Source organism: Pontibacter korlensis (assembly GCF_000973725.1).
GTDB lineage: Bacteria > Bacteroidota > Bacteroidia > Cytophagales > Hymenobacteraceae > Pontibacter > Pontibacter korlensis.
In genome coordinates this window covers 4,622,211-4,635,735 of record NZ_CP009621.1, presented here as the reverse complement: position 1 = coordinate 4,635,735, position 13,525 = coordinate 4,622,211, and the positions used below count along the sequence as shown (strand labels likewise).

The following is a 13,525-nucleotide window of genomic DNA, read 5'->3' as shown; positions in this document are numbered from 1 at the left end:
AACTGGAGGTAAAGCATGAGCTACTAAAACAGCTATGATAAGTTAACAATTATGCCCTCATATAAACAGCTAAATTAACAGAAGGGTAAGGGAGAATAAAATATCGTTGATCATTCCACCTATCCAATTAAGCATGATTTCTGTTATTCTCCATCAGCTGTTCCCTAAATATTTTCACCGCTTTCTTCTCGTATGCTTCTTTCAGCGAAATGATCATCGCAGTACGTACCATACCTTTCTCTTTGATTGGGATAGTGGTCAGCAAGTCTTTTTCATTCACACTGGTTTGAACCAGAATACCGTGCCAGTGCCCTGTTTTCACCAGGTCCAGTATGGTAGGAATATCGTTCACTTCTATTGAAACTTTAGGGTTCAGGCCACTCTTATTGAAAGCCCTGATGATAAAGTGGCTCGTACTGTCTCCTCTCGACGAAATTACCAGAGGAGTTTTGGAAAGTTCTTCTAGGCTGATGGATTTTTTATCGGAAAGTGAAGATTCTTTGAAAGTAACCAAGGTCACTGGCGAATCAAAAAGGGGCTGGTATCTAAAATGCTGATCTGTAGTGGACTCATTGAAAACTAAAATCAAGTCTAACTCAAGCTGGTTTAGCTTTTCAATCAATTCTTCCGATGTGCTGAAAACCACCCGAACATTGACTTTTGGAAATTTACTGGCAAACCGTACTAATGCCTGCTTGAGTAGATTTCGTAGTCCGTAGGTAACACCAATAGAGATCGTGCCTGTATTCAAATCATTCAGGTCTTTCAGCAACAGCAAGCCATCATTTGCTTTCTTTAAACTTTGCGCAGCATATACCGCAAACAATTCCCCTGCCTCTGTTAGTGTAACCCGCTTTCCTATTCGGTTAAACAAAGGAATATTCAGCTCTTCTTCCAATTGCTTTATCTGTTGAGATAACGTGCTTTGACTTATATGTAAGTTATGCGCCGCTTCTGTAAAGTTCAGTAGCTCCTTGGCTTTCAGAAAATATCGAAGTTGTCTTGATTCCATTTTGTAAATCGGTTTTAACGATGGGTTTTATCGAAAAATAACGTTTTACGAATTTATTCATTCTTCTGATTTTTGCTAGTAGAAAGTAGGGAAGGTATATATGTCACTGGAAGTCCTAAAGCCATCTATCACAAAAATTGTGGGGCTGGGTATAGCTCAGATTCTACTGTGGGGTGGTTCGTATTTTATTTTATCAGTTTTGGCTGAGCCGATCATGAAAGATACGGGCTGGTCATACCAAATGGTTTATGGCTCGCTTTCGTTGTCGTTGTTGATCTCCGGACTACTGTTGCCCAGGATCGGGAGGATAATAGGGACTCACGAGAAAAATATTGTCTTGCCATATGCAGGCGTGGTTATGGCACTGGGACTGGTTGTTCTGGGCCTTTCGGAGCAATTTCCTGTATTCCTGTTGGGATGGGTGATTATGGGCGTAGCCATGGGAATGGGGCTGTATGATGCCCTTTTTGCTACACTTGGTAAAAATTATGGGAAGGCTACAAGTAAGGTAATTGTCCAGATTACCTTGATTTCCAGTCTGGCTCCTACTATTTCCTGGTCACTTGTCTCGCTTCTGCTGAGTAACTATGGGTGGCGTACTTCCTGTTTTATATATGCGGCTATACTGTTGGTTACCATATTTCCAATTCATCGGTTTGCTTTACCTTCAGCAGAAAACAAGATTACCAAACAGCCACAGCTAAGTAATAAGGGGGCTGTTTTAAACGAGCCGTTCCGCTCCAACATCTTTTATTTACTGCTTATCAGTTTTACAATAGGCGCCGTTTTAACAACAGGGGTTATCATTCATCTTATAGACATTCTGCTGGATAAAAAGATGACGATGGCAACTATAGTGGGTATCGTTGCTTTTCTAGGGCCTAGCCAGGCAGGTGTACGGGTAGTGGAGTTGCTGTTTTCTAGAAATGAGCCTGTCAAAACAGCTGTCATTTCGGCTGTCGTCACACTTTTAGGCATACTGCTGTTCTTGCTCGATCCTACAGTCGCGATTCTGGGTGTTATCCTTTTTGGAATGGGAAACGGAATGCGTTCTATTTTGAGGGGAACGCTACCCCTGGCTATATTTGGACAGGAAGGTTATGCCGTTGCTGTGGGAAAACTGGCCCGCGTGCCTTTGATTGCCCAGGCATTAACGCCTTTTGTAAGCGGTTTTTTGATACAGCAGTTTAGCATATCAGTATTTCTCTACTCATTCTGCGCGTTGGCTTTCATCAATATAATGCTCAATATACTAATACTGAAGGTAGCGCATCAGCAAAACGAATCAAGCAGTGATGTGCTACTTAAGGTGCCTATTAATAGTTAATTAATCATTCATACTGTTCACGTAGTTAATATCAACTTTAGAAAAATGAAACATGATTTCAGAAAGGCTAGCCTGGCGGAGCTACCGCAAATATGGGACATTTTGCAGGGAGCAATCAGACGCAGAAAAGAGGACGGCAGCAACCAATGGCAAGACGGTTATCCGAATCCGGAAGTGGTAAAGCAAGACATTGAAAATGGTGTAGGGTTTGTTTTGGTTGAAGGAGAGACGGTTATTGGATATACTGCAGTATTGATCAATGACGAGCCAGAATACGCCAATATCGAAGGAAAGTGGCTGACAAACAGTGACTTTGTTGTGTTTCACCGGGTAGCCATTTCTGATAGCTATTTAGGGAAAGGGTTAGCCAGTAAGATGTTAGAATTTATTGAGTCGTATGCGCTCCGCAATCATATATACAGCATCAAAGCAGATACAAATTTTGACAATGTTGCCATGATGAAGATCTTCGATAAAATGGGCTATGTATACTGTGGCGAAGTGTACTTTAGAGGTAGCCCAAGAAAAGCATTTGAGAAAGTATTGGCCAAAGCCGACTCTAAAGCAGGTGTGTAATTTCTTAAGAAGAAGATTTGCACGGTTAAAAAACGCTTCATTTACATGTAGCAGCCCCTTTCATCTGTAGTAGCCCAGGGAACTGAACTAAAGCCGTATCTCGCTATTTTGTCAGCAAATTATGTACTAAGGAGTTAACTGAAGCTGTATTTTACTATCAGGGGAACGAGTACTACAAACGCTTATTAACCTGATTCTGTCCTTAAAATTCGAAAATAACCATGACTAGTCCAGAAGAGCAGCTTAAAGCCCTTGGTATAGAACTTCCAGTACCGGTGCAACCTGTCGCTAACTACATAACAAACCTTCAGGTAAATAACCTGTTGTACCTGTCGGGCCATGCCTTTAGCGGAGAGCCAACCCCTGTGGATATCGGCAAGTTGGGAAGAGAACTGACCGTAGAGCAAGGGTACCAGGCCGCACGCAACGCAGGAGTCTGTGTATTGGCCACCATCAAGGAGGCTCTTGGCGATTTGAACCGGGTAAAAAGAATTGTGAGGGTGTTGGGAATGGTTAACTCCACCGAAGACTTTGCAGACCACCCCAAAGTAATCAATGGGTTTTCAGATCTGATGGTAGAAGTTTTCGGGGAGAAAGGAAAGCACGTACGCTCCGCCGTAGGCATGGGGTCCTTACCTGGTGGTATAGCCGTAGAAATTGAGGTAACTTTAGAAGTAGAAGCATAAGCCATTGGAGGCTTTTAATCAAAGTAGTATGTACAGCAAGGAAACAGACTGTGTTCATAACCAGCAACAGCAGCAGGGAGTGAACACCCCTATCTATACCTCAACTGCCAACAGGTATATTGGGTACGATGAGATATTGTACCCCCGAAATTTCAACACAGAGAATCAAAAAGCTATTGTTGGGAAGCTTTGCAGGCTGGAGAAAGGGGAAGCCGGAATGGTCTTCGGTTCAGGATCAGCGGCTATTTCTACTGTCCTTTTCTCGTTTCTCAAAGCAGGCGATCATGCTTTGTTCTCTCAGGAGATCTACGGGGGGACTGCCAAGCTGATCGTGGAAGAGTTTCCCAAGTTCAACATAGAGTTCGACTTTATTCCCAATGCTGAAATAGGTAAGCTGGACTCCATGATCAGGGAAAACACCAAATTGATTTTTACGGAGACACCTTCTAATCCTTTACTTTCTATTGTTGATCTGGAGGCAGTCAGCGCAGTAGCCAAGAAGAACAACATCTTGACGGTGGTAGATAATACTTTCGCCACACCAATCATCCAGAACCCGATTTCTCTGGGATTTGATGTTGTCGCCCATAGCGGCACGAAATACCTCGGAGGGCATCATGATCTGTGCTTTGGTGCCATTGTTACATCCCAGAAGTTAATGGATGTTATTTACCAGAGTGCCTTAAATTTTGGGGGCAGCCTGAACGGGTTAGATTGTTACCTAATAGAGCGGAGTTTGAAGACCCTGGCGCTTAGGGTTGAGAAACAAAGCTCTAATGCCATGAAGTTAGCAAGAGCACTACAGGAAAACCCGGCGATATCAGCAGTCTACTATCCCGGTCTGGAGGGGCACCCGAACCACATGGTTGCTGCCAGGCAAATGAAAGGAGGCTTTGGAGGAATGCTTTCTTTTGAGTTGAAAGATGCCTCTAAAACAGAGGCGTTTCTAAACAGGCTGCAGCTTATTATTCCTGCCCTGAGCTTGGGTGGTGTAGAATCTACCGTTTGCCAACCCTCCACATCATCCCACGCCAGCTTATCAGAAGAAGAGCGGCTGGAACAAGGTTTCACAGACGCCCTGTTGCGCCTTTCTGTAGGAATAGAAGATGCAGACGATCTGATCCGGGACATAGAGGCGGCGATAGCAGGTATTCAGTAGAAAAAAACGAGTGTAGATTATTTTCAATCTAACCTAACAGATAAACTAATGAATCCATCAAAGGGCAGACGCCTTATTAACAGAACTGTATTCTTCTCCATGGCTGTTCTGTTCTCATTCACCAAAATCTCCTGCCAGACTCCTCCGGGTGAGCAGCAGGTAGTGAGTGCCGTCAATTCTGAGATTGTAGAATTAGACATTGCCCAGCTTCAGCAAAGTTATAAAGTGGGTAGCCTTACCTCGGAAGAAGTAGTGCAGGCTTACCTGAGCAGGATTGAAGAGATTGATGACAACGGGCCTTCGCTCGGGTCTATCATCATGGTAAACCCTGATGCTTTACAGATTGCCGAAGAGCTGGATAAAGAGATGAAAGCCGGAAAAATAAGAGGTCCGCTACATGGCATACCGGTTGTGTTGAAGGACAACATCGATACACATGATAAAATGCCGACTACTGCCGGCTCCAAAGCCCTTGCAAATTCTTACCCGCTGCAGGATAGCTATGTGGCGAAACAGTTAAGAAAAGCCGGGGCAGTTATTATTGGCAAAGCCAACCTGAGTGAGTGGGCAAATTTCAGAGGTGAGCTGTCTACCAGTGGCTGGAGTGGCGCTGGCGGGCAAACAAAGAACCCCTATGTTTTAAGCCGGAATCCTTGCGGATCAAGCTCAGGATCGGCTGTAGCAGTGGCTGCTAACCTTGCCGTACTTGCAATCGGAACAGAAACCAATGGCTCTATTGTTTGCCCTGCGCATGCAAGCGGTGTGGTAGGCATCAAACCAACCGTTGGCCTGATCAGCCGTTCCGGTATTATCCCTATCTCTTATACCCAGGATACGCCAGGCCCTATGGCCCGCACTGTACGTGATGCAGCCATCGGCCTAGGAGCCATGGTTGGGGTTGATGCAGCAGATGAAAAAACAGCAGCCAGCCAGGGGAATTCGCATACAGACTACACCCAATTCCTGGAAGCGGACGGCTTGAAAGGGAAGCGAATCGGATTTTACAAGGCACCTATGGGCGTAAACTTTAAAGTAGATTCGCTCATGAACCAGGCGGTGGCTTTCTTAAAAAGCCAGGGGGCAGAGATTGTGGAAATTGATGCGATAGGGAGTAGAGAAGTTGGCAATTACTCTTTTGAAATCATGCTGTATGAATACAAGCACGGCCTGAATGAATACTTTAAGTCGCTTGGTCCTAAAGCACCAATCAAAAGTGTGGAAGAATTGATCGCTTTTAACAAAAAGGATCCGGAAGAGCTGAAGCATTTCAATCAAAAGTACCTGGAAATGGCACAGAAAAAAGGTGACCTGAATTCGAAAGAGTACAAGGAGGCATTAGCCAAATTGATGAAAGGTGCCAGGGAAGAAGGCATAGATAAGGTGATGGAAACACACAAACTGGATGCGATAGTAGCGCCAACAGGCGGACCTGCCTGGAAAACAGATCTCGTAAATGGTGATAGTTTTCAGCTGGGAAGCTCTTCCCCTGCAGCGCAGGCCGGCTATCCGGCTATCACGGTACCAATGGGTTTCGTGGAAGAACTGCCTGTAGGTATTTCTTTTTTCGGAAGGGCCTGGAGTGAGCCAACTTTAATTGAAATCGCATACAGTTACGAAACCGGTACAAAACATCGTAAAGCACCTAAGTTTTTGCAATAGCAGGAAGGAAAGAAATTACTGAAAAGGCCGGTCCGAATATTTTGGACCGACCTTTTCAGTAATACATGGTATCAGGAGAGATACTGCTTACTTAGGTCTGATATGGACTTAATGCCAGAGCGATGCTAAACGGTTTATGGAAGAAGAAAGTTATCTGGAATAACCTTGAATAGAGGTTTAGGAATGTTGTAGCAGGAGCATAAAAAAGCCGCTTCAGTTTTACCTGAAGCGGCTTTCGAGTAGCCCGAAGGAGTGAAATATCAAACTTTATCCATAAGGATCTAACCGCTCTGAACGATTATTTACAGTAGGAGAGAGGAGGTTTGACTTCCTGAGCTAAGCCTGTTTACTGTAATGGTGGTGATAGTCCTTCTGCCAATCGTTTTCAGGATGTGGTTTACCTCATCGTTGACTTTTGTGATCACATACAGGAAGTTTTACATGCTTACTGCAGTCCGAAAACAGACCTGGGTCATTCAAAATATTTGGACTGTTTAGCATAGGCGGATATTCCTACCCACTTTTCTCTTGCCGAAACAAAAAAGAGTTAGCTTAAAGATTTGGTCCTACCGAGGAAAGCGGGGCACTGAAGATTCAAAGAATGTTAGGTGCTCAAATTCTTTTACCTTTGTAAGCTTTCCGTTGAGCCTTAAAACTAAAGTGTAAGCCAAAACCGGGGCCTAAGATCAGCCTCAGCCTTATGAGGGGAGTGATGCCTCTCCTTTGGAGCACCATCAACCTTTGTTATCAACCAGAAGGCCGTGCAAACCTTAATGGGCAGCTTTTCTTATTAGCACATGAAGCATATGAAGTACAGTATGAAATGGAAATATATCTTGAGCTTTTTAGCTATAGCCTTACTCCTTGCTTTAGGCGTATCCGGTTGCTATGTAAATAACCAGATTGGCAAATTAAAATCCGGTGACGAGCGCAAAGGCGAATATGCAAAACTTGCCTATTATTCAACCGGGAAAGATGAATTTTTAAGCCCCAAAGAGATAGTTTCTTATCCAGAGCAAACTACTGGAGGTAACCCTGGTTTTTGGAGGTTCTTCACAACATCGCCCAATGCTCCGGAGTTTGAACTGCCGCAACAAGCACTTACCAAAAGTGATTTTCCAGAGGTACCTTCTTCTTATGCTGCCTATTGGTTAGGGCATTCCACAGCTATTATTGAGCTTGATGGCTATCGTGTTTTAATAGATCCGGTGTTCGGCAATGCAGGTCCCTTACCTATAATTGCCAGAAGAATGAGCATATCTCCTTTGCAGCGGGAAGAACTTCCAAAAATTGATGTTGTGATCATCACACATGATCATTACGATCATCTGGAAGCTGAAACCATAAAGTTTTTAGCAGATAAGAACATACAGTTCATCATGCCGCTTGCCGTGGGAGCCAGATTAGAGGGGTGGGGTGTTCCAAAGAATAAGATTACAGAGCTAGCCTGGGATCAGACTACTAGCCATGGATCACTAAGTATAACCGCTGCCCCAACGGTACATTATTCGGGAAGAAGTTATAACGATAGAAATAAGACGTTGTGGGCTTCCTATGTTATCAAAGGAGAAGAGAAGAACCTGTATTGGAGCGGCGATACGGGCTATGGAGAGCATTTCAAAGAGATAGGCTTGAAGTATGGCCCTTTTGACCTGGCTTTTATGGAGATAGATGCATGGAATAATGGGTGGCCAAACACCCACCTTTTCCCTGAACAGGTAATAAAAGCTTGCCAGGACATAGATACCGAGCTCCTGTTCCCTATTCATTTCTCGACCTTTGATTTAGCGTTACACCAGTGGGACGAATCCATTAATATGGTGGCTGATATGGCCTCACAGCATAACATAGAAATAGTAACTCCCATTATGGGGGAGAAAGTGGTACCGGGAACAACCCAAACAACAAAATGGTGGATGCCACAATAAGCACATCAGAAGAATATATGTCGCGGATGCCGCTTTGCGCACCAGTATGCTCAGCAAAAGCCGCTTTGCATCAGACCAGTAGCCAGGCTTCTTTAGAAAGAAAACCAGACCCTATACCTATAGCTTCACGCGTTGGCCCGACTCTGCGGCTTTATAGATCGCTTCCACTATCCGTATGTCGCGGAGGCCTTCTTCGCCTGGCACCAACATCGGCTTGTCCTGCATTATAGCCATGGCATCATCGTCCATTTGCTTTGCCTGCTGCCACGGCACCTGGTACGGGTGGTGGATTTTTCCGAGGGGGCTGCTGCCTTTCACACCGGCATAGCTTTGGTACGGCTCCACCTTAATTTCCCCTTTCTCGCAGACGATGTTCAGGTAGTTCATGTTCTCACCGAAGCTGGTCTTGATGTCTGCGACCACACCCCCCGGAAACTCTAGCTTTGCCACTGTTGTCTCATCGATGTTGGTGTAAATCTCGGGACGCGTCGTGGAAATTTTAGCCGATGCAACGGCGATAGGCTCCAGGCCTGTTCCCAGCCGGGCACCTTGTATGGAATACACGCCCATGTCGTAGAGCGCACCCCCGCCTAATTCCTTTATTTGTTTCCAGTGATTTGTGCGGCTCTCGCGGTAGCCGGCGGCACAGCTTGCCTGTTTCACCCTGCCCAGCAGCTTCTGGTTTACGATTCGCATGTACTCCTGTGTGTTGGGTTCGTGCTGTAGGCGGTAACCAACCGCAAGCTTTTTCTTGTTCTTGTTACAGGCATCGATCATCTCCCGGCATTCCTGCTCCGTCATGGCCATGGGTTTCTCGCACCACACATGCTTGCCGGCATTGGCCGCCCGCACCGTGTACTCGCGGTGCATGGACGGGGGCAGCACCACGTACACCACATCTATAGCCGGGTTATTAGCGATTTGATCAAAGTTCTGGTAGTTATAAATGTTTTTGTCCGGGATGTTGTACTTCTTCTTCCACTCCTCGGCTTTGGAGGGGGTGCCAGTCACGATGCCGGCGAGGTAGCAATTTCTCGTCTGCTGCAGGGCCGGTGCCAACAGATCGGTGCTATAGTAGCCCAAGCCCACCAGCGCCACACCGAGGCGGCTTTTTTGCTGGCGTGTGGCCGCCAGTAGCGCATGTGGTGAAAAAAGAGCGGCGGTAGTACCCCATACAAGGTTTTTCAGAACATCACGGCGGGATGAGGAAAATGTCATAGCTTCTTTTTTTGTATATATACGTAACGAGTTTTTATAATTTAGGGGAGTTACATATAATGCTAGGTTAATTATGAAACCTGATGCTTTCATACCAACAGGGTTACTATTTGGCTGTTGGCAGATGTTAGTTACTCCCTAAATTGTCTTCCTGCTAAAATCAGGACTATTCTTTAATAGAGGAAACGGAAGTTTGTTGCACTGAAACAAAAAGAATCCCCATAAATAAGACAAGGTTTACAGAGGCGCAGATCAAGTTTGTAGGAAAGAATTAATAGGCAGGTATTTCTGTGGCAGAAGTGTGCTTCAAGATGATAATATCGGAGGCCACCTCATGTAACTGGAAGAAAAATAGTGGTGATTTAGGAGTTTAGGAATCGAATAAGCTGCGGTAGTAGGAGGATGAGCATTATTGATTGAAGAAGCTAGTGGCTGACCCAAGTCTTTACAAACAAATGCTGCATAGTAGTGAATGGGTGCTGAAAGATTGGGCGCAAAACGGGACGCTTTAACTCCTGCTGACTAGCTTATAAGAGTTGCTAGTAGGGGAATAGGAGTATGTAATAGTGTCCGAAGCAAAAGAAAAAAGGCCTCTAGTTAATACTGGAGGCCTTTCGTGTAGACCGAAGATACAATTATTGAACCTTTTCCACATAGATTTGGCTGCTGTGGCAGCTTATATGAGGGGAGGAGTAGCCTATTTGTCCATGTAAGGCTGCCAGTTGACGATCAGCACCTTCTCCTCGGGCAGGAGCATATAGCCGTAGTCTTAGCGCAGGTGGTAGGAGTTGCCCTTCTGCGTACGGTAGATCTGGGTGAGGTAGCGGAAGTCAAAGCCGGCCAGCTCCAGGTACTGGCGGGGGACGGTGGTCTTGCCCTGCGGGCTGAGCTGGCGGAGGATGCTGCGGTTCCTGCGCAGGGCTGCGTTAACCTGCTGAACCCTTCGCTCGCCCTGGTTTTGCTGCTTTGCCTTGTTGTTTGCCAGGTAGCGGCACTGGTCGGAACAGTGGCGCTTGTCACTCCTGCCGACAATGGCGGCGCCGCACTCGAGGCATGTCCTGTCCTGTTTCATTGCTTATCCGTGTTATTACCCGGGTATAAACGGATATACCCGGGTAATAACACGGTTACGGGAAGAGAAGGTTTTACTTTTACGGGTAGTAACTAGCTCATTTGCCATGGCTTACCCTGCCCAACTACCCGTTCTGTTTCTCAACCCGCTGGACCATGCGGGTAAACGGTTCATCCGCATCTGGCACAAGCCCAACCCTTTTATCTCTAAACGCTTGAAAGAAGCCAACTGGATCCGCTATAGCAAGACCTACAAATGCTTTGTCATGCAGCACTCGCCGCAGGCCATTGAGATGACGCACCAGCACTTCCAGGGGCTGGCCAAAGTGGACGCCAGGTATTTGTATAGGCCCAAGCGCCTGCGGCCTGCGGAAGGGGCCGTGATCCTGCAGCAGGGCAAGCAACTGGCAGAACCGCTGGAAAAGGTGCCTGCACGTCCCGTGGTGCGCCTGCAGCCCCTGGAGCACGAGGGGAAGCATTACGTGCAGCTCAGTTTCCCCTACAGCAAGGAGATCTACGCGGTGCTAAAGAAGAGCCAGGTAGCACAGTGGCTGCCTGACATGCAGTGCTTTGTGATTAGTACTGACAGCAGCAGCCTCCGCACGCTGCTAACCCAGGTAGAGCCAGTGGCCCAACTGTGGCTGGCGCAGACCATGCAGGTCAAGGACATGCACCTGCAGGCCAGGCTCTGGGAGCAAAGCTACCGGAAGGGCAGTGGCTACATTCCCTGCCCGCTTGCCTACCTAGAAAAGCTGTTTCTCTTGAACTACAGCCTGAGTACCATCCGCACATACCATAGCCTGCTCCTGCGCTTTCTCAATGCGCACAAGGACAAAGGACTGGAAAACATCAACGCTTTCTCGGAAGAAGAAATCAATGCTTACCACCGCCAGATGGTGCAGGCCGGCACCTATTCCTGCTCCTTTGTCAACCAGTCGATCAATGCGGTGAAGTTATACTACCAGCGGGTGCTGCTGCGCCACTCCATTGCCACCCACCTGCTCGAGCAGGGAACGGATTTAAGGTACATCCAGGTGCTGCTGGGCCACCGAAGCAGCAAGACCACCGAGATCTACACCCACATCACCACCCATGCCCTGGATAAAATCGTCAGCCCGCTGGATAATCTCTAGCAATTTGCTACATTGGCTAAAACATATATGCTCATGCACACAACACCTCATCTTACCAGATCCAGGCTGCAAACAAGCCAAAAATTAGGCAACAGGAGTTACGTACATAGTGCAGATAAGCGTATGTTTTCGTTTATACAGTAGTGCCTGTATTGGCCCGCCAATGTTTCTGACATGATAACTTAAGCTCAGTTCTTTAGCCGAAAATTTGGGGAGACAGTAAAATTAGTTACAGGAGCTTTTGCAGCAAGACCTTTCCTAACATTGAGTGGGTGAACTCTGCCAGTAGTGTGGTTCTGCTGCCCCATTTGGTTTCAAACTGGGCGTTAGAGCCCGCATAGAAGAGTAAGCTGACTGGGCGGCAGGCAATGGCTTTTGTATTTATCCCAAAATATTAAAGCCTATGAAAAAGCAAACCACTACAAGAGAGAGTGCCATCAACATGCAGCTGGCCAACCCGAACGCGGCAGGTATTGATGTGGGAGACACCATTCACGCCGTTGCCGTACCCGAGGGCAGGGATACGCTGCCGGTCAGGTCCTTTGGGACGATGACCTGCGATCTGGAGGCCATCGCCGCCTGGCTGCTCGAATGCGGGGTGGACACGGTGGCCATGGAGAGCACTGGCGTATACTGGAGACCCTTGTTCAACCTGCTCACCCAGCACGGCCTGGAGGTGTACCTGGTTAATGCCAAACAGGTTAAAAACGTGAGCGGCAGGAAGAACGATGAGGATGATGCGCGCTGGATTCAGAAGCTGCACAGTTGCGGACTGCTCCGCAGCAGCTATCTTCCCGACGACCAGCAGGAGGCGCTGCGCACGCTGGTTCGCCACCGCAGAACGCTCACCCAGGATAGAGGCAGATGCGTGCTGAGGATGCAGAAGGCCTTGGAGCTGATGAACGTGAAGGTGCACACGCTGCTGCGCGACATCACCGGCAAGAGCGGCCTTGCCATCATTGAGGCCATCCTGAGTGGGGAGAGGACAGCGGAGAACTTCCTTACCTGCGTCCACTTCAAGGTGAAGGCCGACAGGGCAACCATCCTCAAGTCCCTACAGGGCAACTGGCGCGCAGAGCAGCTTTACCTGCTGGAGGACTGTTACATGAGTTATAAGTACCTGACCGAACGCATCGCCTTGTGCGATGTGGCCATTGAAAGGCAGCTGGAGCATTACTATAGGGAAATCCGCCCTGAAGCGGCGCCTGAGTGTGAGGCCGTCTCTGCTAAGAGGGCCAACAGGAACAAGCCATCGTTCAACACCTGCTCCTACCTGAAAAAAGTGCTGGGAGTGGACGTGATGGCCATTTACGGTATCAGTGACATTGCCGCACTGGAGATTCTCTCTGAAACAGGCACAGACATGAGCAAGTGGGAAACGGCTAAGCACTTTGCCAGCTGGCTGAACCTGTGTCCCAACAACAAAATATCAGGAGGGAAGCTTATTAGCAGTACCCTTATGAAAAAGAAGCCAAACCCGGCAAGCCAGGCTTTCCGTAACGCCGCCAATGCCGTGCAGCGAAGCGACAACTGGCTCGGTGACTACTTCAGGCGGATGAAAGCAAAGGGTGGTAACAAGTACGCCACTGTGGCCACGGCTAATAAGATTGCTACAATTTACTACAAAATGGTATCTTGCCAGCAGGAGTTCAGCCCTGTTGAACCGACTGCTTATCAGAAAAAGTACAAGCAGGCGAAGATCATATACCTAGAGCGGAGGCTCTTTGAACTAAAAATGGAAGCCGCTTAGTGGAGT

At 47.3% G+C, this 13,525-nt stretch carries 12 protein-coding genes; 8 read left to right on the top strand and 4 right to left on the bottom strand.

Annotated features, from left to right (window positions below; translation table 11 throughout):
- Positions 1 to 127: 127 nt before the first annotated feature.
- On the bottom strand, positions 128 to 1,012 hold the full coding sequence (locus PKOR_RS19965) for a LysR substrate-binding domain-containing protein (RefSeq protein WP_046313018.1): 885 nt from the start codon (positions 1,010 to 1,012) through the stop codon (positions 128 to 130).
- Positions 1,013 to 1,112: 100 nt separating this feature from the next.
- On the opposite strand from PKOR_RS19965, the gene PKOR_RS19960 reads away from it, so the two are divergent.
- The 5 genes from PKOR_RS19960 (at position 1,113) to PKOR_RS19940 (ending at position 6,419) form a co-directional block, all read left to right on the top strand.
- Positions 1,113 to 2,339 carry an MFS transporter gene (locus PKOR_RS19960; protein WP_046313014.1) on the top strand — a complete coding sequence of 409 codons (1,227 nt, stop codon included), beginning with the start codon at positions 1,113 to 1,115 and terminating at the stop codon, positions 2,337 to 2,339.
- Positions 2,340 to 2,384: 45 nt separating this feature from the next.
- Positions 2,385 to 2,915, top strand: a complete 531-nt coding sequence (locus PKOR_RS19955; RefSeq protein ID WP_046313012.1) for a GNAT family N-acetyltransferase — start codon at positions 2,385 to 2,387, stop codon at positions 2,913 to 2,915.
- A gap of 221 nt (positions 2,916 to 3,136) precedes the next feature.
- Entirely contained in the window at positions 3,137 to 3,601 is a 465-nt protein-coding gene (locus tag PKOR_RS19950; protein ID WP_046313010.1) for a RidA family protein, read from the top strand.
- A gap of 28 nt (positions 3,602 to 3,629) precedes the next feature.
- Positions 3,630 to 4,760 (top strand): trans-sulfuration enzyme family protein, encoded by a 1,131-nt coding sequence (locus PKOR_RS19945; RefSeq protein WP_046313008.1) that lies wholly within the window; start codon positions 3,630 to 3,632, stop codon positions 4,758 to 4,760.
- Between the two features lie 48 nt (positions 4,761 to 4,808).
- Complete coding sequence (locus PKOR_RS19940; RefSeq protein ID WP_046313006.1) at positions 4,809 to 6,419, top strand: amidase; 1,611 nt, start codon at positions 4,809 to 4,811, stop codon at positions 6,417 to 6,419.
- A 302-nt stretch (positions 6,420 to 6,721) separates the two neighbouring features.
- On the opposite strand, the gene PKOR_RS25880 is transcribed toward PKOR_RS19940, so the two are convergent.
- Positions 6,722 to 6,844: a hypothetical protein gene (locus tag PKOR_RS25880; protein WP_262501815.1), complete on the bottom strand. Its 123-nt coding sequence runs from the start codon at positions 6,842 to 6,844 to the stop codon at positions 6,722 to 6,724.
- A 372-nt stretch (positions 6,845 to 7,216) separates the two neighbouring features.
- Between PKOR_RS25880 and PKOR_RS19935 the strand changes: the two genes are divergently transcribed.
- Positions 7,217 to 8,347, top strand: coding sequence for an MBL fold metallo-hydrolase (locus tag PKOR_RS19935; protein WP_235336854.1), 1,131 nt, complete (start codon positions 7,217 to 7,219; stop codon positions 8,345 to 8,347).
- 117 nt (positions 8,348 to 8,464) lie between these two features.
- Here PKOR_RS19935 and PKOR_RS19930 read toward each other — a convergent pair whose 3' ends face one another.
- Together PKOR_RS19930 and PKOR_RS19925 are read right to left on the bottom strand one after the other, a co-directional pair.
- Entirely contained in the window at positions 8,465 to 9,565 is a 1,101-nt protein-coding gene (locus tag PKOR_RS19930) for a Gfo/Idh/MocA family protein (RefSeq protein ID WP_046314688.1), read from the bottom strand.
- Positions 9,566 to 10,334: 769 nt separating this feature from the next.
- Positions 10,335 to 10,637, bottom strand: a complete 303-nt coding sequence (locus PKOR_RS19925; RefSeq protein ID WP_046313004.1) for a hypothetical protein — start codon at positions 10,635 to 10,637, stop codon at positions 10,335 to 10,337.
- 106 nt (positions 10,638 to 10,743) lie between these two features.
- Between PKOR_RS19925 and PKOR_RS25365 the strand changes: the two genes are divergently transcribed.
- Together PKOR_RS25365 and PKOR_RS19915 are read left to right on the top strand one after the other, a co-directional pair.
- Positions 10,744 to 11,769, top strand: coding sequence for a tyrosine-type recombinase/integrase (locus PKOR_RS25365; RefSeq protein ID WP_046313002.1), 1,026 nt, complete (start codon positions 10,744 to 10,746; stop codon positions 11,767 to 11,769).
- A 403-nt stretch (positions 11,770 to 12,172) separates the two neighbouring features.
- The gene (locus tag PKOR_RS19915; RefSeq protein WP_046313001.1) at positions 12,173 to 13,519 is read left to right on the top strand and encodes an IS110 family RNA-guided transposase; all 1,347 of its coding nucleotides are present in this window, start codon (positions 12,173 to 12,175) and stop codon (positions 13,517 to 13,519) included.
- Positions 13,520 to 13,525 lie beyond the last annotated feature (6 nt).